The 26,583-nt window shown below is 73.8% G+C and carries 21 protein-coding genes; 12 read left to right on the top strand and 9 right to left on the bottom strand.

Annotated elements, in window-relative coordinates:
• Positions 1-64: 64 nt before the first annotated feature.
• Both CRP51_RS28340 and CRP51_RS15995 read right to left on the bottom strand, forming a co-directional pair.
• The gene (locus tag CRP51_RS28340) at positions 65-1,387 is read right to left on the bottom strand and encodes an alpha/beta hydrolase family protein (RefSeq protein ID WP_097231875.1); all 1,323 of its coding nucleotides are present in this window, start codon (positions 1,385-1,387) and stop codon (positions 65-67) included.
• A 391-nt stretch (positions 1,388-1,778) separates the two neighbouring features.
• Positions 1,779-3,752 (bottom strand): protein-arginine deiminase family protein, encoded by a 1,974-nt coding sequence (locus tag CRP51_RS15995; protein ID WP_099459315.1) that lies wholly within the window; start codon positions 3,750-3,752, stop codon positions 1,779-1,781.
• 123 nt (positions 3,753-3,875) lie between these two features.
• Here CRP51_RS15995 and CRP51_RS15990 point away from each other — a divergent pair, with 123 nt between their 5' ends.
• Both CRP51_RS15990 and CRP51_RS15985 read left to right on the top strand, forming a co-directional pair.
• On the top strand, positions 3,876-5,072 hold the full coding sequence (locus tag CRP51_RS15990) for a sensor histidine kinase (protein ID WP_097231873.1): 1,197 nt from the start codon (positions 3,876-3,878) through the stop codon (positions 5,070-5,072).
• Complete coding sequence (locus tag CRP51_RS15985) at positions 5,060-5,719, top strand: response regulator (RefSeq protein ID WP_097231872.1); 660 nt, start codon at positions 5,060-5,062, stop codon at positions 5,717-5,719. Before CRP51_RS15990 ends, CRP51_RS15985 begins: the two co-directional genes overlap by 13 nt.
• A gap of 108 nt (positions 5,720-5,827) precedes the next feature.
• On the opposite strand, the gene CRP51_RS15980 is transcribed toward CRP51_RS15985, so the two are convergent.
• Entirely contained in the window at positions 5,828-6,295 is a 468-nt protein-coding gene (locus CRP51_RS15980; protein ID WP_170970572.1) for a GNAT family N-acetyltransferase, read from the bottom strand.
• A 77-nt stretch (positions 6,296-6,372) separates the two neighbouring features.
• On the bottom strand, positions 6,373-9,573 hold the full coding sequence (locus CRP51_RS15975; protein ID WP_097231871.1) for a S8 family peptidase: 3,201 nt from the start codon (positions 9,571-9,573) through the stop codon (positions 6,373-6,375).
• A gap of 612 nt (positions 9,574-10,185) precedes the next feature.
• Between CRP51_RS15975 and CRP51_RS15970 the strand changes: the two genes are divergently transcribed.
• Positions 10,186-11,424 carry a glucuronyl esterase domain-containing protein gene (locus CRP51_RS15970; protein WP_097231870.1) on the top strand — a complete coding sequence of 413 codons (1,239 nt, stop codon included), beginning with the start codon at positions 10,186-10,188 and terminating at the stop codon, positions 11,422-11,424.
• A 518-nt stretch (positions 11,425-11,942) separates the two neighbouring features.
• Complete coding sequence (locus tag CRP51_RS15965; RefSeq protein WP_097231869.1) at positions 11,943-12,983, top strand: LacI family DNA-binding transcriptional regulator; 1,041 nt, start codon at positions 11,943-11,945, stop codon at positions 12,981-12,983.
• A gap of 236 nt (positions 12,984-13,219) precedes the next feature.
• Here the strand turns inward: CRP51_RS15965 and CRP51_RS15960 are convergent, their stop codons facing one another.
• The 3 genes from CRP51_RS15960 to CRP51_RS15950 all read right to left on the bottom strand — a co-directional run bounded on the left by CRP51_RS15960 (position 13,220) and on the right by CRP51_RS15950 (position 14,342).
• Complete coding sequence (locus CRP51_RS15960; protein ID WP_245880613.1) at positions 13,220-13,492, bottom strand: recombinase family protein; 273 nt, start codon at positions 13,490-13,492, stop codon at positions 13,220-13,222.
• Positions 13,493-13,556: 64 nt separating this feature from the next.
• Entirely contained in the window at positions 13,557-14,132 is a 576-nt protein-coding gene (locus CRP51_RS15955) for a Clp protease N-terminal domain-containing protein (protein ID WP_097231868.1), read from the bottom strand.
• The gene (locus tag CRP51_RS15950) at positions 14,133-14,342 is read right to left on the bottom strand and encodes an HTH domain-containing protein (protein WP_097231867.1); all 210 of its coding nucleotides are present in this window, start codon (positions 14,340-14,342) and stop codon (positions 14,133-14,135) included.
• A gap of 526 nt (positions 14,343-14,868) precedes the next feature.
• On the opposite strand from CRP51_RS15950, the gene CRP51_RS15940 reads away from it, so the two are divergent.
• From CRP51_RS15940 to CRP51_RS15910, 7 genes are all read left to right on the top strand, one after another.
• Positions 14,869-15,990 carry a Gfo/Idh/MocA family protein gene (locus CRP51_RS15940; protein ID WP_097231866.1) on the top strand — a complete coding sequence of 374 codons (1,122 nt, stop codon included), beginning with the start codon at positions 14,869-14,871 and terminating at the stop codon, positions 15,988-15,990.
• Complete coding sequence (locus CRP51_RS15935) at positions 15,987-16,913, top strand: DUF6807 domain-containing protein (RefSeq protein WP_097231865.1); 927 nt, start codon at positions 15,987-15,989, stop codon at positions 16,911-16,913. Before CRP51_RS15940 ends, CRP51_RS15935 begins: the two co-directional genes overlap by 4 nt.
• Complete coding sequence (locus CRP51_RS15930; RefSeq protein WP_097231864.1) at positions 16,907-17,650, top strand: cupin domain-containing protein; 744 nt, start codon at positions 16,907-16,909, stop codon at positions 17,648-17,650. The genes CRP51_RS15935 and CRP51_RS15930 overlap by 7 nt, the downstream gene beginning before the upstream one ends.
• A 405-nt stretch (positions 17,651-18,055) precedes the next feature.
• Positions 18,056-19,009 carry a carbohydrate ABC transporter permease gene (locus tag CRP51_RS15925; RefSeq protein ID WP_097231863.1) on the top strand — a complete coding sequence of 318 codons (954 nt, stop codon included), beginning with the start codon at positions 18,056-18,058 and terminating at the stop codon, positions 19,007-19,009.
• Complete coding sequence (locus CRP51_RS15920) at positions 19,002-19,895, top strand: carbohydrate ABC transporter permease (RefSeq protein WP_097231862.1); 894 nt, start codon at positions 19,002-19,004, stop codon at positions 19,893-19,895. Before CRP51_RS15925 ends, CRP51_RS15920 begins: the two co-directional genes overlap by 8 nt.
• Positions 19,896-19,937: 42 nt before the next feature.
• A complete protein-coding gene (locus CRP51_RS15915; RefSeq protein WP_097231861.1) occupies positions 19,938-21,260 on the top strand; it encodes an ABC transporter substrate-binding protein in 1,323 nt (440 codons plus the stop codon).
• A 171-nt stretch (positions 21,261-21,431) separates the two neighbouring features.
• The gene (locus CRP51_RS15910; RefSeq protein ID WP_097231860.1) at positions 21,432-24,002 is read left to right on the top strand and encodes a polysaccharide lyase family 8 super-sandwich domain-containing protein; all 2,571 of its coding nucleotides are present in this window, start codon (positions 21,432-21,434) and stop codon (positions 24,000-24,002) included.
• Between the two features lie 91 nt (positions 24,003-24,093).
• Here the strand turns inward: CRP51_RS15910 and CRP51_RS28515 are convergent, their stop codons facing one another.
• Together CRP51_RS28515 and CRP51_RS15900 are read right to left on the bottom strand one after the other, a co-directional pair.
• Complete coding sequence (locus tag CRP51_RS28515; protein WP_141514614.1) at positions 24,094-24,945, bottom strand: hypothetical protein; 852 nt, start codon at positions 24,943-24,945, stop codon at positions 24,094-24,096.
• A 58-nt stretch (positions 24,946-25,003) separates the two neighbouring features.
• The gene (locus CRP51_RS15900; RefSeq protein ID WP_141514613.1) at positions 25,004-25,876 is read right to left on the bottom strand and encodes an LppU/SCO3897 family protein; all 873 of its coding nucleotides are present in this window, start codon (positions 25,874-25,876) and stop codon (positions 25,004-25,006) included.
• Between the two features lie 302 nt (positions 25,877-26,178).
• Between CRP51_RS15900 and CRP51_RS15895 the strand changes: the two genes are divergently transcribed.
• Positions 26,179-26,490, top strand: coding sequence for a hypothetical protein (locus tag CRP51_RS15895; protein ID WP_212615921.1), 312 nt, complete (start codon positions 26,179-26,181; stop codon positions 26,488-26,490).
• Positions 26,491-26,583: the final 93 nt, after the last annotated feature.

The raw sequence follows: 26,583 nt of genomic DNA, 5'->3' as shown, positions 1-26,583 counted from the left end.
AGTCGGCGGGCCGGCCGCAGAGGCCGGCCTCGGTGGGGGCGCCCGCACGCCCCCGGGACAGGGCCTAGCGGGAGGGGGTGATCGACGCCACGATCTCGGGGGCGTTCTCCAGCGACTCCTCGAAGCTGTCGCTGCCCCCCGCCCCGCCCCTGAGGTGCGTGTCGAAGAAGGCGGTGACCCCCTCGGCCAGCACGCGCATCGTCCCCGGCGCGAGGTCACCGTAGTTGAGGGCGAACGCCTCGGGCGGCATGGTCTCGGCGAGGCCCATCCCGTCGATCCAGCCGTCGCTGCCGACGTCGCTCACGGCCAGGTGCCCGGCGCCCGCGATCTCCACCACCCGGCCCTCGGCCGAGACCTCGAAGAACGGCGGCCAGCTCGGCTCGGTCTCGGCGGTGTGCCCCTCGCTGGCGACGATGAGCCATGGCGCGTCCAGGCCGGCGTCGGCGTCGGGCTGGCGGGCGAAGCCGTCCAGGTTCACCGCGGCGGCGACCTCGTCCCGTTCGTGGGCCACCTGCAACGCCGCGGCCCCGCCGGCCGAGTGGCCGAAGACGCCCACCGTCTCCGTGTCCACGGCGGCGACCAGTTCCGAGGGGAAGTCCTCACCCGCGGCGAGCCGGTCGAGGACCAGGGAGGTGTCCTCCGCGCGCAGCCCGATCAGCGGGGTGACGTCGTCCTCGTTGAGCATCCGCGTGGCCTGCTCGCTCGTGCCCACCACGCGGCCGTCGGGGAACTCCACGGCGGGGGACTCGTGGGTGGTGCCCACACCGATCACGACATAGCCCTCGCTGGCCAGTTGGAGCGCGACCGCGGTGTTGTCGCCCAGGGAGCCGTAGAGGCCGTGGGAGTAGACCACCACGGGGTGGCCTTCCGCCGAGTCGGCCTCGGCGACCGGGGCGTCCAGCAGGGCGGGAGACCGCACCGTGTCGAGCGAACCCTCGGGGTAGAGGTACATCTCCTCGTTCGCCGCCGCCGTGGTCCCGGCGGTGTAGCGGGTGACCTCACACCCCGGGGAGTCGACGGTCGCCCCGGTCGGGTACCAGACCTGGACGAGCACCTCGCGGGGCGACGGCGACGGGGCGAGCGGGTCGGGTCGGTCCTCGTCGGTGAGCGCCAGTTGGGTGGTGCCGACGGAGAGCGGCCCACTCGGCTCGGGCAGGCGCAGCGCGTCCCGCGGCGGGGCGTCGTCCCCGACGGAGAGCGGGGAGTCCCCCGGGGTGCAGGACGGCGCGGGGTCCTCGGCCGCCTCCGCCCCCTCGCTCGTGGAGCAGCCCGCGAGGAACACGAGGGGGGCGGTGGTCGCCAGGGCCGCCCCACGGGCCGCCCGGAAGGACCGCCGCCGCCCACCGGTGCCGCCCGCCGACGGCGCGGCACTCCGCGGAACACGCATACTCTCTTCTCCCATGTTTGCGAACGTGCAAGGGTCGCTCTCCGGCGTCGAGTTGCCGTCGAGCCCGCCCAGGTTAGCGTGCACGCGCAGGGCTCCATCGCCAGCGTCGCGAGTGCGAAGGGAGCGGAGCGCTATAGGGCGACGCGGGAGCGACGGCGCACGGGGAGAGCTTCCCCGTGCGCTCCGGCTCACGCGGCCGGCTCAGTCCGCGTTCCGCCGGAAGACCCGCAGGAAGACCCGCCGAAAAGCCGCCCCGGGTCCGGGAGCCGCCTCCCCGGCCGGTGCGAACCCCAGCTGTGCGCAACGGGCCCGCGGGGCCGGGGCGCGGCCCCTGTCCACGCCCCGGCCCGACGCCCTGAGCGGGCGCCGGGACACGTCTGGCGGCCCGGGATCACCGCGCTCTCTCGCGCCACCACGGCTCGACGGCGGTCAGGTCACGGAACGCGTTGGTGACGCAGTGGAGTTCGCCGCCGACCGTGCCCACGCCGTGCGCGTACTCCCAGTCCTCGACCCAGGCGACCCGGACACCCACCCGGGCGAGGGACTCCTCGGTGGCGCGCTGGAAGACGTCCGCGCCCGAGGCGTCGAGCGGGGCGTGCGTGTCGGGTGCCAGGAAGACCTCGGTGCCCGGCTGGACGCCGTTGGCCACCGCCGGCAGGTGGTTGGCGACGACGCCCTGCCGTGGGTAGTCCGGGATCTCCAGGCTCTCGAAGAGGGCCGGGACCCGGACGATGTCCTCGTCGGTGAGGGCCAGTTCCTCGGTCAGCACCGCGAGCGCCGCGTCCACGCCGGCGGACGCCAGCTCGGTGCCGGCCCGCAGCTGGGGGTGTTCCAGGGCGGCGGCCACGGTCAGCCCGGGGTAGGGCGTCAGCTCCGGATCCACGTCGCGGACCAGCGGCTGGTCGCCGCCGCCCGCCTCCGCCACCTCGGCGAGCAGGCGCAGGCCCCAGTCGGGGTCGGCGACCAGCGCGGCCCAGCCCCGCTCGTTGTCGGCGGGCACGAAGGACAGGAACTCATCGATGTGTCCCACGCCCAGCCAGCTGGTGTCCACGGCCAGCGGGTCCTGCTCGCCCTGGGCCGCGAGCAGCCCCGTGAACGCCGGGTCCGGGGCGGCGAGTCCGCCGTCCGAGCCGTAGAGCACCCGGCCGGTCGGAAAGTCCGCGGCGGCTGTCCGGTAGGGCGGGGCGACCAGGAAGTTGCCGGTGGAGCTGAACGAGCCCCACAGCGCGCTGTGCTCGTCGTCCCCCACCCGGTCGGCGGTGAACTCCTGGAGCACGGCGGTGTCCGCGCCGCGGAAGACGGTGAACGCCGTCCGGCCGCCGTCCCGCAGCGGGAAGTCGGAGCTGCTGCCCTCCGGCATCACGTCGGCCGAGCGGAGGAGGACGCTCAGCCGTCGTGGCTCCCCGTCGGGCCCCGGCGCCATGGCGTAGCCCGTGATGAACTGGTCGCGCGTCCACTGGTCGCCGCCCGTGGGGTAGTCGAGCAGCCGATCGTCGACCCCGGCCTCGGCCAGACCCTCGGCGAGCCCGGCGCGGAACTCCGCCTCGCCGGGCAGGCGGGGCTCGGCGGGTGTCCCGGGGTCGTAACCCTCGCGCTCCACCTGTTCGGGAGTGGTGCCGTTGTCCGAGACCAGCATCCGTTCCACCGGCAGCAGGTCGTGGGTGAGCAGCAGCGGCGCCACCCGCAGGCGCACCCGGTCCCGATAGGTCTCGCCCCGGTCGTCGATGGTCAACGTGACGTCCACGAACCCGTCCCACCGCTCGGGGTCGCGCACGATGTCGCGCACCTCCAGGGCGAAGTCCGCCCCGTCCACCAGCTGTTCCCGCGTCAGCTCGCCGCCGTCCGGGAACGGTGTGTGGGTCGGTTCGCCGTCGGGGCCGGTGCCGCGCAGAAAGAGCCCGGCGTGCCGGGCCGACGCCTCGTCCAGACTGAGCGTCGCGCGGGCGGCCGGGCCGGGGTCGGCGCCGCCCGCCAGCCGGAGCGGGGCCAGGTCGGCGGCGTCCTCGACGCCGGCGACCACGTCGTCCGTCCCGTCGTGGCAGGCGGCGAGGCGCTCGTCGGTCAGGCGCTGGCCGTCGGGGGCGAGCGTCGGGCAGCGCCCGGCGTCGTCGTCGATGTTGGGCAGCACGAGGGCACCCCGGTCGTCGTGCCACTCACCCTTGCCGGCCTCGTCTCGGTGGGTCGGCCGGCCGTCGCGGTCGGTGTCCGCCAGCAGACGGGGGCGGTCCGGCGCCTGCGACGAGCCGTGGGCGCTCACTCCGGCGGCCACCCCGGTGCCGAGCAGGGCCACGGCCAGCAGGCCGCCGGTGGTCCGGCGCCGCCGAGGCCAGGAGCGGAACGGGTTCGGGAACGGTCTCTTCGGCATACCGCCAGCCTGTCCCGGGCGCGGGCGGCGGCACATCGGCGTTTCGGCGGAGACGGCGCCCGGCCGGCGGGGGAGCCTCCCCCTTTCGGCAGAGGCGGGGAACTGCGGCCCTAGGCTGGGCGGATGAGGTGGCACGCGTGGGTCGGTCCTGCCCTTGTCTGCGGTGTGGCGGGCTGGGCCGGGCACGACGTCCGCGCCGTGGGCTGGTCGATCACGCTGCCGGCGGCGCTGGCGGTCGGCGCCGCGCTGCTGTGGCCGGCCCTGTCCGGCCGCCGGCCGGCGGGGGTGCCGGCCGGGCGGCTGGCCGTGGCGGCGGTGGTCGCCCTCTCGGCGGGGGCGACGCTCGGCTACGGCGGGTCGTCGCCGAACCGGGCCGGGGTGTGGTGGCTGGTCGAGACGGCTGGGCTGTTGGCGCTGCTGACGCTGGTCGTCCGGGCCGAGCCGGCTCGTTGGGCGGTGCCCGCGGCGGGCGGGCTGCTGCTGGCCCTCGGCGCGCTGCCGACGCGGCTCGGGCTGCGGATGGAACCGCCCTCGCCGGCGGGCGAGTTGGCGGTGCTCTGCGCCGGCTGGGCGCTGGCCGGGCTCGCGGCGGCGGCGGGGGGCGCGGCGCTGCGGCGGCTGGACCGCCACCGGGAGCTGGCGGTGGCGGAGGCCAGGCGGGCCCAACGGCTGGCGCTCGCGCGGCATCTCCACGACTTCGTGGCCCACGAGGTGAGCGGCATGTTGGTACGGGCACAGGCCGGCGGGGTGGTGGGCGAGCGCGATCCCCGGGCGGCGCTGGCCGCGTTGGCGGAGGTCGAGGAAGCCGGGCAGCGGGCACTGGCCTCGCTGGACCACGCGGTGCTGCTGCTCGGCGCGGCGGACGGCGGGGCGCCGGCCGGTGCCCCGCCGTTCGAGGCGGGGCTGGCGGAGCTGGCCGCGCTGGTGGCGCGGTTCCACACGGCCGACGACGCCGAGGTGGTGCTGGAGCAGGACCCGGCGACCCGCGCGCCGGGCCTGTCGGTCGCCGTCTCCGGCGCCGCCTACCGCGTGGTGCTGGAGGCGCTGACCAACGTCCGGCGGCACGCGCGACACGTCGGCCGGGTGCGCGTGGTGGCCCGGCGGCGGGGCGCCGAGCTGGAGATCAGCGTCACCGACGACGGGGCGGGCGGCAAGGGCGCGGCCGGGGACGCCGCCGGCCGCCCACGGGCGGGTGGCGGCACGGGGCTGGCCGAACTGGCCCGGCAGGTCGGCGCGTTGGACGGCACGCTGACCGCGGCGGCCCGCGTCCCGAGGGGCTGGCGGGTCACGGCGAGATTCGTGGCAGCATGGCCGACGTGACGACGCGCATCGTGATCGCGGACGATCAGGCGGCCATCCGGCACGGCTTCCGGCTGGTCCTCGACGCGCAGCCCGACCTGTGCGTGGTCGGGGAGGCCGCCGACGGCGCCGGGGCGTTGGCGACCGCCCGACTGCTGCGCCCCGACATCCTGTTGGCCGATGTCCGGATGCCCGGACCGGACGGCCTGGAGGTGGTCCGGCAGTTGGCCGGCGACGGGCCAGGCGCCGTTCCGGAGACCCGGGTCATCGTGGTGACGACCTTCGACCTCGACGAGTACGTCTATCCGGCGCTGCGTGACGGGGCGGCCGGCTATCTGCTGAAGCGGTCGGGGCCGACCCTGCTGGTCGAGGCGATCCGGGCGGCGATGTCGGGCGAGGCGCTGGTCTCGCCGTCGATCACCGTCCGCCTGCTGCGCGGCCTGACCGCCTCCCCCGCGCCCGCCACGGCGCGGGCCGCGCTGACCGAACGGGAGGCGGAGGTGGCCGGGTTGGTGGCCCAGGGGTGCACCAACGCGGAGATCGCCGCCGAGTTGCTGATCTCGCCGGGCACCGTGAAGACCCATGTGGCAAGCGCCCAGCGGAAGGTCGGCGCCCGGAACCGGGTCGGCGTCGCCGCCTGGGCCTGGCGCACCGGCCTGGCCCGCTGACCCGCGCCGCCCGCGTCGGGCGGGCGCTCCGGCGTCGCTCCGCCGGCCTCCGCCGCCGCCGGAGAGCGCGCGTCGCACGGGATCTCCGGCACCCGCGACCCGGCCGGCTCAGTCCACGTTCCGCCGGAAGACCTGCCGGGAGCCGCCCTCGGGGCCGGGAGCCGCGTGCTCGGCCGGTGTGAACCCCAGCCGTGTGTAGAAGGCCCGCGCCCCGCTGGCGACGGCCCCCGGGTGGTCGGTGCCGAAGGTGACCACCTCCAGCGTGCCGGGGCCGCGCACCCAGCGCCGGGTCGCGTCCGCCATGAGCGCGCGCCCCGCCCCCGCCCCGCGCGCCCCCTCGGAGACGACGAGCCAGTGCACGTGGTGGGTCGCCCCCTCGACGCCGAACAGCAGGCCGCCCAGCGGTGGTCCGGTGTCGGAGGCGACGGCCACGAGCGCCAGGGAACGGCGGATGTGGGCGCGCACGGCGTCGTGGAAGCCGCGCTCGTCGACCATCGGGCCGAACCAGTGCTCCACCTCGGCGGCCAGGGCCAGAAAGCCGGGAAAGTCGCGCTCCTCGCCGAGTCTGACGATCATGCGCCCAGGATGCCAGGGCGCTCCGCGTCGCCTCTCCCGGCCCCCGTACCAGGAGAGACGACGCGGCAGCGCACGGTTCAGCGGGTGCGGTAGGCGTCGAGGATCGTCTGCTCCGTGGTGTTGCCGTCCCGGTCGGTCAACTCCGCCCGGAACGACACCGAACCGCCGGCCTCGGGGTTGGCCACCGTCACCGAGCCGCCCTCGACCGGCGTCTCCTCCCAGGAGGCGCCGCCGTCGTAGGAGACCCGGACGGCCAGGGACGCGGGACCGTCCTGCGCCGCCGCGCCCTCCACGGTCACCGGCACGTCGAACGGCCGACCGGCCTCGGCCGTGCTGTCCGGGGCCAGTTCGGGCGAGAAGCGCACCAGCGAGACGGGCAGCTCCAGAGGCTCGTCGCCCAAGACGGAGCCGGAGGTGAAGCCGAACGTCGCCGAGATCTCCGTGCTCACGCCCGCGTCGGGGCGCAGGGCCGTCGTGGTCAGCTCGTAGCGGCCCTCGGCGGCCGGCACCTCGAAGTCCGCCCAGCCGCGCAGGAAGTCTTCCCGCTCCCCGATGACCTCGCCCTCGTAGGAGAGGGTGGTGAAGCCCGTTCCGCCGGAGAGGTACCCCGCGTGGCCGGCGCCGTCCGAGACGGTGGTCAGGGCGACGACGAGCCGGTCGCCGCCGCGCGTCAGCGCGCCGGCGGCCGGCGGCGGAGGCGCGAACACCCCGACGCCCATGGTGTCCGTGAAGGTCTCCCCCGCCTCGACGGCGCGTTCGGCGACGGTGAGGGACCCCGCCTCGCCCGGCCCGGTGAAGCCCAGGGTGTAGCTCCAGTCGCCGGCGCTCAGATACAGCGTGGCCTCGGCCGGCAGGGCGCGTTCCGGCCCCTGGCCGGCGCGGCGGTCGGCGGCGACCGTGAGCCGGCCCGTGGTGTCCCCGGTCGGCGCGCCGAGGGTCAGCCGCAGCTCGGCGAACTCCTCGGGCGTGTAGGCGTGTTCGTGTCCGGTGAAGTACCTTCCCGCGGTCCGGATCTCGGCGTGGTACTCCGAGGCGCCCGCCGCCCAGGACGTCTGGTGGGTGGCGACCAGCTCGTCGTCGCCGAGCGCGGGCCCCATGTGCTGGGTGCGCAGCGGCACCTTCCCCTGACGCTCCCAGCCGTTGCGGACGCCCAGGTCCGGCAGTTCGACGCCGTTAAAGGCGTAGAACTCCTCGGCGTCCCCGTCCGGAACGGTCAGGTCGATCTCCTCGGCCTGTCGGGCGTCGAACGTCACCGTCGCGTCGCCGTCCAGCGGGGCCAGCACGGCGATGTGGCGCGCCTCCCAGTCGTCGCCGTTCGCGTGGGCGAGCAGCAGGTACTCCCCGCCGTCGGGCAGCCGCAGCACGGCGGAGCCGTCCTCGGGGAAGAGGGACGTCGACTCGCCGGTGGCACGGTCGACCAGCGTGGCCGACCAGCCCGCGTGCGGCGCGCCGTCCAGCCCGACGCCCTCCACGGTCAGTTCGTGGAACTGGCCCTCCAACGCGATCGCGCCGGCGGTGCCGACGGTGTGCCCGCCGCCCGTCGCCGTGACGAAGGCGCTGTACGCGCCGACGGGTGTCGCCTCGTCGAACGCGGTGTCGGCGGTCACCTCGACGGTCGCGGTGCCGCCGGCGGGCACGGTGACGGCGTCGGCGCCGAGCCGGAAGGTGCCCTCGGGCGCGGGGGCCCCTTCCGGGCCCGTCGCGCGCAGCGCCAGGTCGAGGGTGACGTCCTCGGCGCCGGGGTTGCTGTAGGTCAACTCCCGGACGACGGGCGCGTTGTCGGCGTGCGGCCACTGCTGCGCGCCGAAGCTGAGGGAGACCGGCTCGGCCACGACGCTCTGCCCGATCGCGGCGGCCGCGTCGACGCGCCCCGCCCCCTGCTGGAACGCGGTCTGCCCTTCGACGGGTGCCGCCGAGGCCACGAGCGCCGCCTTGAGGCGTTCGCCGCTCCAGTCGGGGTGCCGCTGCGCCAGCAGCGCGGCGGCACCCGCGACGTGCGGCGCGGCCATCGAGGTGCCGGAGAGGCGCATGTAGCCCTCGCCCGCCGGTTCGGCGCCGCCCTCCAGATAGCTGCCCTCGGCCGCGGCGGCGGCGATGTCCACGCCGGGGGCCGTCAGGTCGGGCTTCAGCGCCGCGTCGCCGACGCGGGGGCCGATCGACGAGGAGTGCGCGAGGGCGTCGTCCCGGTCGACGGAGCCGACGGTGAGCGCGGCGTCGGCGCTGCCGGGCGAGCCGATGCTGGCGGGGCCCGGTCCGCTGTTCCCCGCGGAGAGGACGAACAGCGTGTCGCTCTCGGCCGACAGCCGGTTCACCGCCTCCTCCAGCGGGTCCACCTCCGGGGTGTCGGCGCCGCCCAGGCTCATGTTGACGATGTCGGCGCCCTGCGCGACGGCCCACTCCATGCCGGCGATGATGCCCGAGTCGGTACCGAAGCCGGAGTCGTCCATCACCTTGCCGTTCAGCAGGTCGGCGCCGGGCGCCACGCCGGTGAGCGCGCCGCCGGCGCCGCCGACGATGGAGGCGACGTGCGTGCCGTGGCCGAAGAGGTCCTCGGTGGTGTCGGAGCCGCTGAAGTCGGCCGACCCGACGACCCTGCCCTCGTCCAGGTCGGGGTGCGAGGTGTCGATCCCCGAGTCCAGGACCGCGACGGTCACGCCGGTGCCGTCGAAGCCCGCCTCCCAGGCGGCCGGCGCCCCGATCCGCGGGACGCTGTGGTCCAGCGCGGCGGACCTCAGGGCGTCCAGGCGGAGCGAGACGAGCCCCGCGCCCCGCGCGGCCGGCCCGGTCAACGCCTCCCACACCCCGGCGGCACCCTCCGGGGAGACGGTCATCGCCTCGGCGTCGATGCTCGTCAACGCGGCGCGGTGCGTCACCCCTTCGTCGGCGAACGGCCGCGCGGGCGGCTCGCCCCCGTAGGAGGCGATCACGGGTATGCCGTCGCCGACCAGCCGGGCGTACGCGGGGTGGCTCAGCTCACCGACGTCGAACAGCCGGAGGTCGACCAGCCCCTCGGCGAGCGGGCCGCGGGCGTCCGAGGGGATGACGAGCGTCGCGTCGTCCGTCTCCGAGACCTCGAACGCCACCCCCTCCCGCCCGGAACCCGGCAGGACCGCGCGCACCTCGCCCCCGGGGCCGAGCCGCACGCGGTCGCCGGTGATCAGGGTGATCTCGCGTTCCTGTCCGCTCTCGACGGGGGCGGTGCCCTCGGACGGGCTCGCCGTCGCGGGCGCGGCCAGCAGCGACCCGCCGGCCAGGGCCAGCACGACGGCGGCGGCCACGCCGGCCCTGCCGCGCCCGGGACGCGCGCCAGTCGCGCGGCGGCCCGGCCGACTTCGGGGTATCGGGCGCTCTTCTCTCGCAGATTCTCTTCGCACGGAGGGAGCGTAGACATGCGTCAGGGGATCGTGCGCGGACGCGAATGATCATGGTTTCTTGCCCATGGAACCAGCCGTTCTCCGCACCTCGCCGACCCCGGTAACACCGGCCCTCCCCTGCGTCGTTCACGGTCCGGACCGCCGCGAAACCGTCCTGAAATCGACGGCACGCGCCGTCAACGCGGCATCGCCGCTCCGTCACCTCCGCAAAGCACGGTGCCCGTGCGGAGAGGCGGAACGACGCGGGCCGGGTGGCGCCCCCGCGGCGGCGGACAGTTGACGTTTACCCGGCGCCGCCCCGCCGGGAAGCCTTGTCCGGCCCGCCGGACGGCCGCTACGGTGCTCACGTACCGGGCCGCGATCGCGGGGCCTGGGGGCTGCTTCGACGACATCAGCGCGGTTCGGCGCATCGACACCCTTCGTGCGTGCGCCGCCGAGCGAGCTTCTCCATCTCCCGCCCCACGGCGGGACGTTGGCGCCTCGACGGCGTGCCTTCCTCCGGGAGGTAGGACCCCCATGCGTTTGTCTCGTCATCGCCCCCGCCGCTGGTTGGCGGCCACGCTGCTGGCCGTCGCCGGACTGGCCGGCGGCACGCTCACCGCGCCCCCGGCCGCCGCCGCGCGCCCCCTCGCCGAGGAGGACGACGGCGCCGACTGCCAGGTCGAGCCGGGCTCCGGGCCGTCGAACGCGTTGCTGCCCGACCCGTTCACCCGGCTGGACGGAAGCCGGATCACCAGCCGCGAGGACTGGCGCTGCCGCCGCGCGGAGATCAGGGAGCTCGCGGAGCGGCACGTCTACGGCGACCGGCCGGCGCCGCCGGAGAGCGTCTCCGGCACCGTCTCCCCGACCGGCGTCACGGTCAACGTCCAGGACCAGGGCCGGAGTGCGGGCTTCTCGGTCTCCGTCGACCTGCCGAGCGGCACCGGCCCGTTCCCCGCCGTGGTGGTCTACGGCGGCTTCGGCGCGGACACCGCCGCGATCAAGGCGGCGGGCGCGGCCGTCATCTCCTACGACCCGTACGCCGTCGGCGCCGAGGGCACCCCGAGGAACGCCAAGCGCGGCGCGTTCTACGACCTCTACGGCGCGACCAGCCCCACCGGGCTGCTCCAGGCGTGGGGTTGGGGCGTCAGCCGGATCATCGACGTGATCGAGCAGTCGGACGGCACCGTGCTGCGGGCCGACGCGACCGGCGTCACGGGGTGTTCGCGGTTCGGCAAGGGGGCGCTGGTGGCGGGCGCGTTCGACCAGCGGATCGCGCTGACCATGCCGATCGAGTCCGGCACCGCCGGGGTGCCGATCTTCCGGGGGGTGGCGGCCGAGGGCGGCCAGCCGCCGGACAGCGCCTACGGTGAACAGCCCTGGCTGGGCGACGCGTTCGGCTCCTACACGGGCGACACGGCCGCGCTGCCGGTGGACACCCACCAGATCCTGGGGATGATCGCGCCACGCGGGCTGCTGGTCATGGAGAACCCGCACGTGGACTGGCTGGGCGCGCGGTCCGGCAGCGTGGCGGCGCTGGGCGGCGCCGAGATCTACGAGGCGCTGGGCGCGGGCTCCCACATCTCCTATGTCTCCGACGTCCAGGACGGCACCCACTGCGCCTCCCGCGCGGAGTGGAACGGCCCGCTGACGCGGTCGATCCAGGCGTTCCTGCTGAGCTCGGGGTCCCCGCCCGACGTGTTCCGGGTCTCAGGCGCGAAGTCGGGGAACCTGGCGGAGTGGCGCGACTGGCAGACGCCGGTGCTCACCGACTGAGCCCCCTCCGCGGTACCGGGGCGCGCGGAGCGGGGCGCGCGCCCCCACCCCGGCCGCGGCAACGCCGCACCGCGGGCCGGCGGGAAGCGGACGGGCACGGGGAGTTGGCGGCCGTGGGGGTCGAGCGGCGGCGCCGCGCGGTCGTCGTGGACATCGCGCGTCGTCGTGGACATCGCGCGCTCGGGCCCCGAAGGTAGACGGCGGGGCGTGCGGAGGTGCACCCTTCCCATGCCACCTGTATCGATAAAGAGATCCCGGCCCCACCCGCCCCTTCGCCCTCCCCCGCACCCCGCGGGCCGCCCCACGGCCTCCCGAACACCTCTGCCCCGGCGGCCCGTTGGGGCGCGCCCCGGGACGCTGACCTGCGCCGCCGAACCCGGAACCGGTCACGGAACCGGTGACGTGAAAGAGTTTGACGAGCATCGGACAATGCACACTGGGTGGGCACGACCGACCACAGAGACCGCACCGTATCGCCGCGCGATCCCCAGCGCGCGGCAGCACCGGAGGGACCGCAGATGCCGGAGCAGCACGCGACGCAGTCGCGCGACGCGGACAGGCGGCCGACCATCTACGAGGTCGCCCGGCTGGCCGGGGTGTCCCACCAGACGGTCTCCCGGTTCCTCCGCAAGGACCCCACCATGCGCCCGGACACCGCGCGCCGCGTCTCGCACGCGGTGCGGGAGTTGGACTACCGGCCCAACCTGGCGGCCCGTTCGATGCGCACCCGCAGGACCAACCGGATCGCGGTCATCCTCCCGGAGACCACCTCGTTCGTGCCGACCCGACTGCTCAGCGGCGCCGCCGCCGCCGCGCACGACGCCGGCTACCTGGTGGACGTCGTCGGCCTGGAGGGCGACGCCGCCGCCCGCGCCGAGCGGATCGGCGCCCTGCTGCAACCGGCGAACGTGGACGGCATCCTCTCGTTCACCCCGCTCGCCGAGAACCTGCGGCCCGCCCCCGGCGCCCAGCGGGTGCCGATCGTGGTGGACGGCGAGTACGACGACAACATGCGGGCCCGCGCGCTGCTCGCCGACGCCAAGGCGGCGGACGACATCATCGGCCACCTCGCCGACCTGGGGCACCGCACGTTCGTGCATGTCGCGGGCCCCCGCACGTTCGCCTCCGCGGTGAACCGCCGCGCCGAGTACGAGGCGTCCGTCGCACGGCGCGGGCTGGTCTCGCACGCGGTGGTGGACGGCGACTGGAGCGCGGGCTCCGGCTGGCGGGCCGCCCGCGAGGTGATCGCCGGATCGCCGGCGACGGCCGTCTTCGCGGCCAACGACCGGGTGGCGTTCGGGGTGATCCGGGGGTTGCAGAGCTCGGGGGTCGACGTACCGGGGCGGGTCAGCGTCTTCGGCTGGGACGACGACGAGCTGGGGCGGTACTTCCATCCGCCGCTCTCCACGGTCCGCGTCAACCGGGAGAGCCAGGGACGGGCGGCGTTCCAGCGGCTGCTGTCCCTGCTGCACGGGCAGGAGCCGGCCGCGCCGATGGACACCGCCGGCCTCAACCACCTGATCTTCCGCGACTCCACGGCCCCGCCGCCCGCCGTCTGAGCGCACCACCCCGAGCGCGCCGCGCGCGCCCCCACGACCGGCGCGCGAAACCGCGCGACCGCCCCCGCCGACGTGTCCGCACGCGATCGCGCACCGCACACACGGGCCTTGCGCCCGCCCTCCCACGGCACGCCCGACCGGCCCCTCCCCGGCCCCGCCGCCCGGCGGCGGCGCGGCGATCCCCGGGCGCGCGGGAGCCGGGGCGGCAACGGACCTCCCGAAACGGCCCCGGACTCCTAGTTCTTGCCCGTGATGACCAGCCTGCGGGCGATCTCGGGGACGGGCACACCGTTGGCCCGCAGGCTGCGGGCGTATGCGGCCATGTCGTCGTCGACGACCTTGGGGCGTCCGCCGTGTCGGCCGCACTCGCGGGCGGATGCCTGGCCCTCCAGGGACTTCTCCCGGATGTACTCGCGCTCGGACTCGGCCATGCCGGCGAAGAACGCGAACGGGGCGGCGCCGTGCCCGGACGGGTCGTAGACCCCCTGGAGAGGGCCGGGAAGCGGCACCGCCGTGGAGATTCCCGTTGGCGCGGAGCTTTCGCCAGCCGCATCCCCGACCTGACCTTGGCTCTCAACCCGCCTTGGCCGAGCCCGCGTTGCCCTGTCCGAGGACCCGCTCCACCCCGTCGAAGGTCACCCCGCTCCCGGCGAGCACATCCCGTACGATGCCGGGCCGTGCCGTCATCGCGAGGAGCAGGTGTTCGTCGCCGATGGCCTTCTCCTTGCGAGACAGGACCACCCGCAGGGACTGCTCCAGGATCGTCTTCGCCTCCTTGGTGAACGGCCGGTGCCCCGACCCCGCCCGGCGCAGCCACCCCGCCGGCTGGCCGCCGCGCGCCAACGCACCCTCGCCATGGGCCTCTTCGACCCGCGACACGATCTCGGTGACGTCGATCCCGAGCCCGGCCAGCGCCTCGGCGTCCGCCGCCGAGACTCCACCGCGCCGCCGCGCCTCGTCGAGCCTGCTCACCACGGCCTCACGCCGCACGCCGAGGGCCGTCAGCGCGAACGCCCCCTTGGTGCCCTGCGCGTCGAGCAGCGCGAGCAGCAGATGCCCGGGCTCGACCCGCGCGTCACCGCGCTGCTCGGCCCGCCCCACCGCACCCTTGACGACGGCGCGGGCGCCGTCCGTGAACCGCTCGAACATTCACTGCCTCCCGTATTTCTTGTGCACGGCCTGCCTGCTCACCCCGAGCTCGGCGGCGATCTCCTGCCAGGACCAGCCCTGGTTGCGTGCATTGCGCACCTGGACGGCTTCGAGCTGTTCGAGCAGGCGCCGCAGCGCGGTCACCGCCCGCAGCCCGACCCTGGGGTCACGATCCCCCGCCCGCTCGGCGAGATCCGTTGCTTCGGTCATGCTGTCAACCTAGATTGACAACCACTCGCTTGTCAACCCAGGTTGACAAGGGCGGAATCCGCCCCGGGGGAAGATCTCGACCAGGCTCGTGATCAGAGCCCGGCGGTACACGCGTCATCGGCTGCACGGCGAGGACCGGGCACAGTGGCGGACAGGGGGAGTTCGAGGCGCTTGTCCATGTCGAGACGGAAGGCCCCTTACGGGTTGATGTTCGACCAGAACAGGGCGGCCAGGCCGCGCCGGTCCTCATCCGTCAGCTTCTTCGCCCAGGTCGGCTCGGCGAGGATCCGCTGAGGCAGCAGGGTGTTGACGTTTACGAGAGGCAGGAGTCCGGGGCCGAAACCCTTGCACCCCGTCGCCCCACACACCAAAATCGCACGCATACCCACCGACCCGCACATCGGTCGGAGCGCCCACCCCTGCGGCTCCGCCTCTGCGCAAAGCCAAACGAGGGTCTTGTGTGATCGATAACTCATCCCTAGAGTCCCCCTTGTTGAAAGCGCTTACTGACCGAGGAGCCCCTCGTATGTCCTCACCTCCCTCCCGTCTGCGCGTCGCGGTCGTCGGCACGGGTGGCATCGTCACGGGCAGCCACCTGCCCGCGCTCCGCGCCCACGCCGACCGCGTGGAACTCGTGGCCGCCGTCGACGTCGACCCCGCGCGACTCGCCGCCTTCCGCGAGGCGGCCGGCTCGCTGTGGCAGGGGGCCGGCGAGTACACCGATCTCGCGACCATGCTGGCCGAGGCCCGCCCCGACCTGGTGCTGATCGGCACCCCGCCGTCCCTGCACCGCGAGCAGACCGTGGCCGCGCTCAAGGCCGGCGCCTGGGTGCTCTGCGAGAAGCCGTTGACCCTCTCGCTCGCGGAGTACGACGAGATCGCCGCCGCCGAGGAGGAGTCCGGCGCCTACGCCTCCGTGGTCTTCCAGCACCGGTACGGCTCCGGCGCGGTGCACGCCAGGGAGCTGATCGCCGGCGGCGAGCTGGGCACCCCGCTGGTCGCGCACTGCCAGACCACCTGGCACCGCGACACCGCCTACTACTCGGTGCCCTGGCGCGGCCGGTGGGAGACCGAGGGCGGCGGGCCGACCATGGGCCACGGCATCCACCAGTACGACCTGCTGCTCCACCTGCTCGGCGACTGGAGCGAGATCCGGGCGATGGCCGCGCGGCTGGTGCACGACGTCGAGAGCGAGGACGTCTCCACCGCCCTGGTCCGCTTCGCCGGCGGCGCGGTGGCCACCGTGGTCAACAGCGTGCTCTCCCCGGACCAGGTCAGCGCCATCCGCGTCGACTGCGCCGAGGCCACGGTCGAGCTGACCCACCTCTACGGCCACGGCAACGCGGACTGGAAGTACACCCCGCGCCCCGGTCTCGACGACGAGGAGCGCGTGACGCGCTGGCGCACGCCCAAGGACGACCTGCCCAGCTCGCACGCCGCGCAGCTCGGCGTGGTGCTGGACGCGCACGACGCGGGCGTGCGCCCCCCGGGCAGTGGTCCCGACGCGCGCCGCACCGTGGAGTTCGCCGCCGCGCTCTACAAGTCCGCGTTCACCGGCGAGCCGGTGCGCGCCGGGGAGATCGCCGAGGGCGACCCCTACTACACCGCCATGCACGGCGACCACCCCGACTGGAGGCCCCAGCGATGACGATCCAGGTCACCCACACCCACGGCGAGCGGATCGCCGTCTCCTCCGGCGGCGTGGAGCTGCTCTCCTACGTCTACCGTCCCGACCCGGACCCGTTCGAGTCGCGCAAGCCGTACATCCACCCGCTGCGCACCCTCACGGGCAACCTGGTCAGCGGCTACCGGCCCAACGACCACCGCTGGCACAAGGGCCTCCAGATGACCGCCAGCCACCTGTCCGAGCAGAACTTCTGGGGCGGCAACTCCTATCTGGGCCCCGAGGTCGGCTACCAGCGCGTCGACGACCGGGTGGGCTCGATGCGGCACGACGGCTTCAGCGCGGTGGAGTCCACCGACGAGCGCCTGGACATCGCCGAGGATCTGACCTGGGTCGAGAACGGCGGGGCCGAGTGGGCCAGGGAACGGCGCGGGGTCTCGGTGCACGCGGTCGACGCGGCCTCCGGCTCCTACGCCATCGACTGGTCGATCGACCTGACCAACGTCCGCGACGCCCCGCTGGCCTTCGGGTCGCCGACCACGGCCGGCCGGGAGATGGCGGGCTACACCGGTCTCCAGTGGCGCGGCCCGAGGGACTTCACCGGCGGCGCGGTGCTCGGCCCCGAGGAGGGGCAGGAGGGCCAGGAACTGATGGGCACCCAGGGCCCGTGGCTGGCGTTCTCCACCTCGCACGACGACGTGGACGCGCACTCCACGCTGGTCTTCGCGCACGCCCCGGAGAATCTGGACGAGGAGCGGGCGGTGCACGCCTCGCACTGGTTCGTGCGGTCCACGCCGATCCCGACGGTGGCGTTCTCCTGGGCGTTCTTCGAGGAGTTCGAGCTGGCGCCCGGCGACTCGTTCGCCTTCCGCTACCGCGTGCTGGTCGCCGACGGCGCCTGGGACCGGGAGCGGATCGCGGCCCGGCTCGGGGAGCTGCCGTGGTGAGCCTCCCGCGCCCGCTGCCGGGCGCGGTCGGACTCTCCCACCTGAGCGCCTACGAGTGGGAGGCGGCGGACGGCGTCTGCGGCGGCAGCCCCCACCTGCACCTGGTGTGCACCGAGGCGTACGTGGTGACCGGCGGGAGGGGCGCGGTGCAGACGCTGGGCCCCGGCGGCTTCCGGGAGATCCCGCTGGAGGCGGGCTCCGTCGCCTGGTTCACGCCGGGGACGGTGCACCGGATGGTGCAGCGCGGTGACCTGCGGATCACGGTGCTGATGCAGAACAGCGGGCTGCCGGAGGCCGGGGACGCGGTCTTCACCTTCCCGCCCGAGGTGCTGGCCGACCCGGACCGGTACGCGGAGGCGGCGGGGCTTCCCGCCAAGGCGGGTCCCGAGGCGGAGGCCGCCGCGCGGCGCCGCAGGGATCTGGCGATCGAGGGCTACCGGCCGCTGCGCGCGGCCCTGGAGGCCGGCGACCCCGGCCCCTACCGGGAGTTCCAGCGGACCGCCGCCGAGCTGGTGCGCCACCGCGTGCCGACCTGGCGCGAGCTGTGGCGGGCCGGCGCGCTGGCGACGGCCGAGCGGACGGGGCTCCAGCTCGACGCGCTGGAGGCCGGCGACCCGGCCTATCTGGCCGACGCCGAGGCGTTCGACACCGTGCCCTCGCGGCTCGGCGGCTTCGGGATGTGCGGCCGGCGCGACGAGTACGAGGTACCGGGCGCCACACTCCACCAGGACGGCTGAGGCCACCCCGCACCGGGGCGGGGACGGATCGTCCCCGCCCCGGTCAGGAGACCCCGAAAAATTCTCCATATTCTCTCTTATTTCAGGCCATTGACCCCGCAGTAATCGATTACTAGGGTGGCCGCTCACCATCGGGTGATCGTTCACCTCCCGGCGGGAGAGCCGCACACCCTGTGTCCCGTCCGGGACCCGGTGCCGGCCGGGCCACGGAATCGCAGCTGAACAGTGCGACGGAGGACCACGGTCCTCGGCAACGTCGACGGGACGACGCACTCAAGGAGGAGCGCCCGTGCATCCGATACAGGTGAAACCGCCGGCGGCAGCCGCCCCGGCACCCCGGTGCCGAGATAACGCGCCACGCGCCGGTGGGCCGGCGGGGCCGGTCGAGGCCACGGGACGGGTGCGATGAGCGCGCTCGGCGAGCTGAGGTCGATGAGCCGGTCGCGCAAGCGCGGCGGGCAGCAGCTTGAGGGCACGACCCCCGACAAGAAGCCTGACAACAAGGCGGCGGCGATCTTTCTGGCCCCCTGGCTCCTGGGGCTGATCGGGATCACCCTCGGTCCGATGCTGGCCTCGCTCTATCTCGCCTTCACGGACTACAACCTGCTCCAGGACCCGGAGTTCACCGGACTCGACAACATCCGGCGGATGCTGGACGACGACCGGCTGGCGAACTCGCTCCAGGTGACGTTCACCTACGTGCTGGTCTCCGTGCCGCTCCAACTGGCCGTGGCGTTGGGCCTGGCGATGCTGCTGGACCGGGGAGTGCGCGGCCTGCCGCTGTACCGCTCGATCTTCTATCTGCCCTCGCTGCTGGGCGCCTCCGTGGCGATCGCCGTGCTGTGGCGGCTGGTCTTCGGCGCCGAGGGGCTGTTCAACTCCTTCCTCGACATCTTCGGCATCGAGGGCAGGGGCTGGGTGGCCGACCCGGACACCGCGCTGGGCACGCTGATCATCCTGCACGTCTGGACGTTCGGCGCCCCGATGGTGATCTTCCTGGCCGGGCTGCGGCAGATCCCCCGGGAGCTGTACGAGGCGGCGGCGACGGACGGCGCCAGCAAGAAGCGGCAGTTCCTGTCGATCACGCTGCCGCTGCTGAGCCCGATCATCTTCTTCAACCTGGTGCTCGGGCTGATCGGCAGCTTCCAGTCGTTCACCCAGAGCTTCATCGTCTCCAACGGCACCGGCGGGCCGAACGACTCGACGCTGTTCTTCTCGCTCTACCTCTACCAGGAGGGCTTCACCAGCTTCCGGATGGGCTACGCATCGGCGCTCGCGTGGTTGCTGCTGCTCATCATCGGCGCCTTCACCGCCCTGAACTTCTGGGCCTCCAAGTATTGGGTCTTCTACAATGACTGACGCCGCAACGGAAAAGCAGCCCGCCCCGGTGGACGCACGGCGCGCCGGCGCCGACCGGCGGCGGCGGACGACCAGCGTTCTCAAGCACACCGGGCTCGTCCTGGTGGCCCTGCTGATGCTCTATCCGCTGCTGTGGATGGTCGTCAGCTCGTTCCGCCCGAACACCGACATCTTCACCGAACCCGGTCTGCTGATCGACACGTTCGACTTCGACCACTACCCCAACGGCTGGGACGCGTTGGCGTACCCGTTCAACACCTATCTGTTGAACTCGTTCATCGTGGTGCTCGGCTCGGTGATCGGCAACCTCATCTCCTGCTCGATGGCCGCCTACGCGTTCGCCCGGCTCAAGTTCCGTGGGAACAAGCTGGCGTTCGTGGCCATGTTGCTCACCATCATGCTGCCCATCCACGTGCTGATCATTCCGCAGTACGTCTTCTACGCCCAGCTCGGTTGGATCAACACCTATCTGCCGCTGATCGTGCCCAAGCTGCTGGCGACGGACGCGTTCTTCATCTTTCTGATGGTGCAGTTCATCCGGGGCATCCCCAGGGAGCTGGACGAGGCGGCCAGGATCGACGGTGCCGGGCACGCGCGGATCTACGGGCAGATCATGCTGCCGCTGATGGTCCCGGCCCTGGCGACCACGGCGATCTTCACCTTCATCTGGACCTGGAACGACTTCTTCACCCAGCTGATCTTCGTGACCAAGCCCGACCTCCAGACCGTGCCGGTGGCACTGCGCTCGTTCATCGACGCGCAGAGCCAGTCCGACTTCGGCGCGCTCTTCGCCATGAGTGTGGTCTCGCTGATCCCGGTGTTCCTGGTGTTCCTCTTCGGTCAACGGTTCCTTCTCAGAGGCATCGCGACCACCGGCGGCAAGTAGCCGCGCCACCACGGGAATCGACCAGAGATCAGGAGGCACAGCATGACCGGACACGTGCGAGGACGCGTGCGCGCGGCGGTGGCCGTCGCCGCCGCCGGTGTCCTCATCACGTCCTGCGGCATCGGGGACGGGTTCGAGGGCGAACCGGAACTCTCCGACGGGGACGTGACGATCAGCTTCAACTGGTGGGGCGCCGACGCCCGCACCCAGATGACGATGGAGGCCATCGAGCTCTTCGAGGAGGAGTACCCGAACATCAACGTCGAGCCCCAGTTCGCCGACTGGAACGGCTACTGGGACCGACTGGCCACGACCACCGCGGCCGGTGAGATGCCGGACGTCACCCAGTTCGACCAGCTGTACCTCGCCGCCTACGCGGACCGGGGCGCGCTGGTGGACCTGGGCCGGGTCGACGAGTTCCTCGACACCTCGCAGATCCCGCCGGAGGTGCTGGAGTCCGGCGAGGTCAACGACGGTCTGTACGCGGTGCCCACCGGTGGCACCGCCAACGGCATCCTCGTCAACACCACGCTCTTCGAGGAGTACGGCGTGCCGCTGCCGGACTTCGACACCTGGGACTGGGACGAGATGATCGACACCGCCGCCCAGTTGAGCGAGGCGTCGGGCGGCGAGGTGCACGGGCTCAGCCCGTGGGTCTCGGACTCGTTCAGCGTCACGGTCTGGGCGCGGCAGCACGGCAATGAGCTGTTCAACGACGAGGGCGAGCTGGTCCTCGAAGCGGACGTGCTCGCCGCCTACTGGGAGCGGATGCTGGAGTTCATCGACCGGGGCGCCGCCCCGTCGGTGGCCGAGGTGAGCGAGACCAAGGGCCTGCCGCTCGACCAGGGTGACCTGGTGACGCAGAAGACGGCGATGGGCTTCATCCCGGCCGGGCAGTTCAGCACCTTCCAGGCGGCGACGCCGGACGCGGAGCTGATGCTGGCGGACTGGCCGACCGACGAGGACACCCAGGAGGGTTACCAGTACCTCAAGCCCTCGATGTACTGGTCGATGTCGTCGACCACCAAGCATCCGGCCGAGTGCGCGCTGTTGATCGACTTCCTGATCAACGACCCGCGCGTGGGCAGCATCTTCGGCCTGGACCGGGGCGAGCCCGGCAACCCGGCGTTCAAGGAGGCCATCGAGCCCCAGCTGGACGACAGCGAGCGGCGGGCGTTGGAGTTCACCGAGCAGATTCAGCAGGAGGTCGGCCCGCAGCCGCCGATCGTCCCGGCCGGCGCCAGCGACGTCGACCCGATGCTCGGTCGCTACAACGACCAGGTGCTCTTCGGGGAGTTGAGTCCTCAGGAGGCGGCCGAGGGCATCCTGGACGAGTTGAACGACGCGATCAGAGCGAACGGCTGACGTTCCGTCAGTCCGACACAGGGAGCCGGGGTCTCGCCCGTCGCGGGTGGGGGCCCCGGCTCTTGTGCGGGCGCGGACCGCGAAGATCGCGGCGTCCCGACCGGTGACAGCGCCCGGGGCCGCTTGCTTGGATGGCGGCACGTCCCCGCTGTCCCGGCCAGGGAGTGTCTCGTGCCGCTGTCCCGCCGTACCCTGCTCGCCCTGCTGCCGGCCGCGACGGTGGCCGCCCAGGCCGCCAACGCGACGCCCGCGTGGGCCCGTTCACCCCGCCGCGCGGCGGTGGAGCCGGCCGCCGACCACGCCAGGCTGCTGGCCAACGCGGTCGCCACCTTCGCCGGCACCCCCGAGGCCAACGCCGCGCCCGAGGTCGCGCCGAAGCTGGCCGCGATGGCCGACGCCGCGCGGCGTTGGCTGGCCGACTGGGACGCGGCGGGCGAGGGCGAGCTGTTCGCCGGACTGCCGCTGGGCGACGACGACGCGGCGTTGAACAGCTCCTACCAGCGCCTCTACGAGATCGCCCTGGCCACCGTCGCCCCCGGCGACGCCGCGCCCGAGCTGGGCGGGAACGCGGCCGTGCGGCGCCGCGTCCTCGACGGGCTGGCGTGGCTGCACGAGCGGTACTACGGGGACCAGTCGGCCGGGTACTACGGCAACTGGTTCCACTGGGAGATCGGTATCTCCACCCACGTCACCCGCACCCTGGTCCTGCTGGCCGCCGAAGCGGCCGCGCACGCCCCGGAGTTGACCGGCACCTACGTGGCCTCGATGGACGCCTACCTGCGCAACGGCCTGGACGGCGACGTCGACCTGGACTCCCGCTTCCACACGGGGGCCAACCTGGCGGACATCACCGTCAACCGCGTCCTGCAGGGCGCGGTGACCGGCGACGAGGCGCGGATCGTGAAGGCCGTCGCCGACCTGACGACCGTGCTCGACCCGATCGACCCGTACGCGCCGCGCCACGGCGTCACCGACGGCTTCTACGCCGACGGCTCCTTCCTCCAGCACGCCTCGGTGGCCTACACCGGCTCCTACGGGGTGAGCCTGCTGGGCCGGGTGACGCAGGCGTCCCGGGTGCTGGAGGGGACGGCACACGCGGCGGGGGCGGAGCTGGTGGAGACGGCGCGCGGCTGGCTGGTCGACTCCTTCGCGCCCGTCGTCTTCGAGGGCTGGATGATGGAGACGGTCAGGGGCCGGGCCGTCTCCCGTACCACCGGCGGCTACCAGGCGGCGGCCCCGGTGGTGGAGGCCGCCGTCGACCTGTCGGCCGCCGTGGGGGACCCGGCGGCGGCCGCCGCGCTCCGGGGCTATGTGCGGTATCTGCGCGAGACCTCGCCGGTGGCCCCCGACCCGGTCGCGTTCGTCTCGCCGGTGAGCGTGGCCCGTTACGCGGAGATCCTGGCCGACGAGGCGACCCCGCCGGCCGATCTCGGACCGGACTCCCGGCACCTGGCGTTCCACGCGATGGACCGCACGGTGCACCGCAGGCCGGGCTACGCGTTCGCGCTGGCCCGCAGCTCGTCGCGGATCAGCCGCTACGAGTACATGTCGGGCGAGAACCTGATGCCCTGGTTCCAGGGCGACGGGGCGCACCACCTGTATCTGTCAGGTCAGGACCAGTCGGCCGCGTTCGGCGTCGACCACCTGACCACCGTCTCCCCCTACCGGCTGGCCGGCACCGTCGCGCCCGTCGAGGAGCGGGCGACGGTGCCCGAGCTGTACGGCAACCCGTGGTACGACAACCCGGAGGCCGGCTTCACCGCCTCCTCCGAGGCGCAGAACACCTATGTCTACTTCCCGCGCTCCCTCAACGCCCACTCCGGCGGCGCCACCCTGGACGGCTACGGCGCGGTCGGCCTGGTGCTGGCCGACGACGTGGCCTGGCGGGACGCGGAGGCGGGGCTGCTGCCCGAGGACTTCGTCGTCTACCGCAACGCGTCGGGAGTCCGCTCCTGGTTCCTGCTGGACGAGGAGGTGGTGCTGCTGACCGCCGGGGTGCGGGACCCGGAGGGGCGCGCGGTGACCACGACGGTCGACAGCAGGATCGCCGCCCCGGACGCGGAGGTCTCGCTCACGGGGCGACTCGCCGACGGCCGGCCGTGGGAGGGGCCCGGCGGCGAACAGCCCCTGGCCTGGCTGCGGTTCGCCGACCGGGACGCGGGCGGGGCCGTCGGCTACGCCTTTCTCGCACCGGCCCGCGCGCACGTCGGCTGGGAGACGGTGACCCGCAGCCGACGCCTGGTGCGCACCGGCAACCCGGACACCCCGGTGACCCGGCGGGTCTTCACGCTCGGCACCGAACTGCCCGCCGGGGCCGCCGAGTCGGGGAGTCTGGCGTGTGCGCTGGTGCCGGGCGCCACCGAGGAGGCGCTGACCCGTTACGCCGGAGGGCCGTTGCGGGTGCTGGCCAACTCGGAGCGCGTCCAGGCCGTCGAGCACCGGGAGTTGGGGCTGCTCGGGGTCAACTCCTTCGCCCCCGGGCGTCATCGCGTCGGCCGGGTCGAGGTGGAGGGACCTGCCTCCGTGCTGCTGCGGCGGGCGTCCGACGGCACGCTCGGCCTGGCGGTGGCGGACCCGACGACCGAACGGGACCGGGTCGCCGTGACGTTGCGCGGGGGCGGGCTGCGTCCGGTCGAGGCGGACGAGGGCGTGCGGGTGCGGCGGGTGCCGGGCGGCACGCGGGTGACGGTCACGACCCGCCACGCGCACGGCGCCTCCCGCACGGTGCGGTTCGGCCGGTAGGCGCGCGGCCGGCCGCACCGCCGCACGCCCGAGGGGGCCGGCGGTGCGGCCGGCCCCCTCGGGCGTGCGGTGCGGTGGCGTGTGCCGCGCCTCAGCGGTAGGGCATCGGCTGCGGCGGGTGCGGCACCGGGTGCTTCGGGCTGCCGGTGCCGCCCAGGAAGTACCCGGCGAAGAGGGCGGTGGCGGGGGCCAGCGCCATCAGCGGCCAGACCATGCCGTGGGAGTTCTCCGTCCAGCCCTCCCAGACGTCGGAGAAGTCCTCGAAGAAGATCTCGAAGGCGCTCTTGGCGCCGTCGGAGGCGTCGGAGATCAGCACCGCCGTGGCGAAGGTCTCACCCAGCAGCATCGCCACCACGGCCGCGCCGGCGGCCAGCCAGTAGAGGGCGACCTTCCCCCGGGCCATCAGGGCCGCCGGGAGGCCGATCACCCCGCCGACCAGCGGTGCCAGCCAGGTGAGTTGGGCGACGTCGATCTCGGTGTCGCCGTTCTCCATGGCCTCCTTCATGAGGTCCTCGAAGTCCACGACCATGCCGGTGAGGAAGCCGTAGAGGAGGAACATCCCGAGCATGGCCGCGAGCGTCAGCCCGAGGGCGGCGCCCACGTTCCCCCCGGCGCCCGGGGGCGGCGGGGGCGGGAAGGGCGCGGGCATCCCCGGCGCGGGGCCCGGGCCCTGCGGGTAGCCGTAGCCGGGGCCCTGGCCCGCCGGGCCCGGGGGCGGCTGCTGCGGATAGCCGTACCCCGGGCCCCCGGGTCCCGGCCCCGCGGCGGCGGGCGGCGGGGCGGCCTGGGGCGGCCCCGCGGGGCCGCCTGGCGGCGGCTGCGGGGGCCCGCCCGCCGGCGGCGCCGTGGGCCGGAAGTCCGGCTGGGTGGCCGCGTGCGGGTAGCCGTACCCCGGTCCGTTCGGCTGGCCGGGCGCACCCGGCGGTGGCGGCGGCTGACTCATGCTTCCCCCTCGTTCCTACCCGGCTGCCCGGCGCCCGTGCCGGCTCGCACGGCCCCCATCAGTTCATCTCCAGCGCGCAGAGCAGGGTCGAGTTCCCGTCCATGGACCAGTAGTAGTACTGCCGGGTGCCCGCCTCGGCGGCGCACTCCTCGCCCGTGTTGTTGCTGGTCGCGTAGACGGCCAGCACGTTGAACTTCCTGTCGTACGGCGAGGGGACGGAGCCGCCCTCGCAGTCGACCCAGCTCATCAGGTTGGCGTTGGTGCCGGAGCCGAGGAAGCACTGTCCGATCTCGAACTGGCGGGTCAGGCAGAGCGCCACGGTCTCGGCGCCCGAGGTGTAGTAGATGTACGAACGCCCGGCGTCCGTGGGGCAGTCGCTCAGCGAGCCGGTGGTGGCCGAGACCCAGACGCCCGCGTTCTCCGCCGAGCAGTCGACCACCTCGGGCGTGGTGCTGCTCCACTCGGTCTCACTGGTCATCCAGGTGGCCAGGCAGTCGCCGGCGCTCACCGAGCGGTAGAGGTCCAGCGTCGGGTCGGTGGGCTCCTCGGTGGGGGTCGTCCCGCTGTCCCCGCCGAAGTCGTCGCCGCCGAGGTCGCCGCTGTCGCCCCCGAGGTCCCCGCTCTCCCCGCCCAGGTCGCCGCCGTCGCCCCCGATGTCGGACTCCAGGTCGTCGAGGTCCTCAAGCCCCTCCAGCTCCGGCATGTCCTCCGGGTTCATCCCCTCCATGTCCCCCATGCCGGGAGCCGGGCCCATCGCCCCGTTGTCCCTGGCGTCGGCCCCGGTGGCGGCGGCCAGCCCGAAGGAGAGTCCCGTCACCAGCACGACGACCAGCGCCAGGATGCCCAGGCGCCGCCCCTGATCGGCCTTCTGCGGCCCGCCTGAAGGCCCCGGCGCGCCCGCCGGACCCGGCCAGCCCTGCATATGGCTCATCGCACTCCCCCGTGTCCCCGTGTCGTGCAGTTGTTCACCAGCGGCAGGCTAGCAACCCGCACGTGTTCGCACACACTCGCGGGCCATTCTGTTGCGAAGCGGAAACACGTCCCCCGGCGCTCACGCGGAATAACACGCCAACTCCCCTGTGCGCAAAGCGAGAAGGCCCTGTAAGGGCCCACCCGGCTAGTACACCCGTGCCGCCCGTCGCCCGTGCGGACCCATTTCCCCCGCTGTGGCGCGAGAGCCGCACGGGATCCGAAATAATCTCCTCAGTCCAACCAATTCACGGGAGTTGATCCATGCGTTCCTCCGTCCGCACCACCCTCGGCACCCTCGTCGGGGCCTTTTTTCTGACCGCCACCGCCTTTTCGCTTCCGGCCCACGCGGCCGAGGGCGAGGTGTCGGTCTTCAGCACCGAATTCGGCCCGCTGACGACGTACGACAACCCGGTCGGCTGCCACAAGCTCCCCCTCGACGCCCATGTGCTGTCCAACCGGACCGACCGTCCGGTGACGATCTACGCCGACCCGTTCTGCGTGACGCCTGGGCTGGCCGTGCAGCCCGGCTTCGGCGCGCACGTGGCGCCGGGCAGCGGTTCCTTCAGCGCCTGACCGGACGCCCGACCGGCCGCGCGGCACGCGCGCCCGGGTGCCGACGCGTGGTGTCCACGCGTGACCAGACCGACGAGACGTGGGAGAGGGAGA

It is taken from the genome of Streptomyces zhaozhouensis (genome assembly GCF_900230195.1).
In the GTDB taxonomy this organism is placed as follows: domain Bacteria; phylum Actinomycetota; class Actinomycetes; order Streptomycetales; family Streptomycetaceae; genus Streptomyces; species Streptomyces zhaozhouensis.
This window is presented reverse-complemented; position numbering and strand designations above follow the sequence as displayed.

Bases quoted from the DNA above. Each gene is read 5' to 3' on its own strand.
- CRP51_RS15940 (WP_097231866.1), top strand. From the start codon at position 14,869: ATGTCCTCACCTCCCTCCCGTCTGCGCGTCGCGGTCGTCGGCACGGGT.
- CRP51_RS15980 (WP_170970572.1), bottom strand. From the start codon at position 6,295: ATGATCGTCAGACTCGGCGAGGAGCGCGACTTTCCCGGCTTTCTGGCC.
- CRP51_RS15925 (WP_097231863.1), top strand. From the start codon at position 18,056: ATGAGCGCGCTCGGCGAGCTGAGGTCGATGAGCCGGTCGCGCAAGCGC.
- CRP51_RS15955 (WP_097231868.1), bottom strand. From the start codon at position 14,132: ATGTTCGAGCGGTTCACGGACGGCGCCCGCGCCGTCGTCAAGGGTGCG.
- CRP51_RS15990 (WP_097231873.1), top strand. From the start codon at position 3,876: ATGAGGTGGCACGCGTGGGTCGGTCCTGCCCTTGTCTGCGGTGTGGCG.
- CRP51_RS15935 (WP_097231865.1), top strand. From the start codon at position 15,987: ATGACGATCCAGGTCACCCACACCCACGGCGAGCGGATCGCCGTCTCC.
- CRP51_RS15900 (WP_141514613.1), bottom strand. From the start codon at position 25,876: ATGAGCCATATGCAGGGCTGGCCGGGTCCGGCGGGCGCGCCGGGGCCT.
- CRP51_RS15920 (WP_097231862.1), top strand. From the start codon at position 19,002: ATGACTGACGCCGCAACGGAAAAGCAGCCCGCCCCGGTGGACGCACGG.
- CRP51_RS15915 (WP_097231861.1), top strand. From the start codon at position 19,938: ATGACCGGACACGTGCGAGGACGCGTGCGCGCGGCGGTGGCCGTCGCC.
- CRP51_RS15895 (WP_212615921.1), top strand. From the start codon at position 26,179: ATGCGTTCCTCCGTCCGCACCACCCTCGGCACCCTCGTCGGGGCCTTT.
- CRP51_RS15985 (WP_097231872.1), top strand. From the start codon at position 5,060: ATGGCCGACGTGACGACGCGCATCGTGATCGCGGACGATCAGGCGGCC.
- CRP51_RS15995 (WP_099459315.1), bottom strand. From the start codon at position 3,752: ATGCCGAAGAGACCGTTCCCGAACCCGTTCCGCTCCTGGCCTCGGCGG.
- CRP51_RS15970 (WP_097231870.1), top strand. From the start codon at position 10,186: ATGCGTTTGTCTCGTCATCGCCCCCGCCGCTGGTTGGCGGCCACGCTG.
- CRP51_RS28515 (WP_141514614.1), bottom strand. From the start codon at position 24,945: ATGAGTCAGCCGCCGCCACCGCCGGGTGCGCCCGGCCAGCCGAACGGA.
- CRP51_RS15950 (WP_097231867.1), bottom strand. From the start codon at position 14,342: ATGACCGAAGCAACGGATCTCGCCGAGCGGGCGGGGGATCGTGACCCC.
- CRP51_RS28340 (WP_097231875.1), bottom strand. From the start codon at position 1,387: ATGCGTGTTCCGCGGAGTGCCGCGCCGTCGGCGGGCGGCACCGGTGGG.
- CRP51_RS15965 (WP_097231869.1), top strand. From the start codon at position 11,943: ATGCCGGAGCAGCACGCGACGCAGTCGCGCGACGCGGACAGGCGGCCG.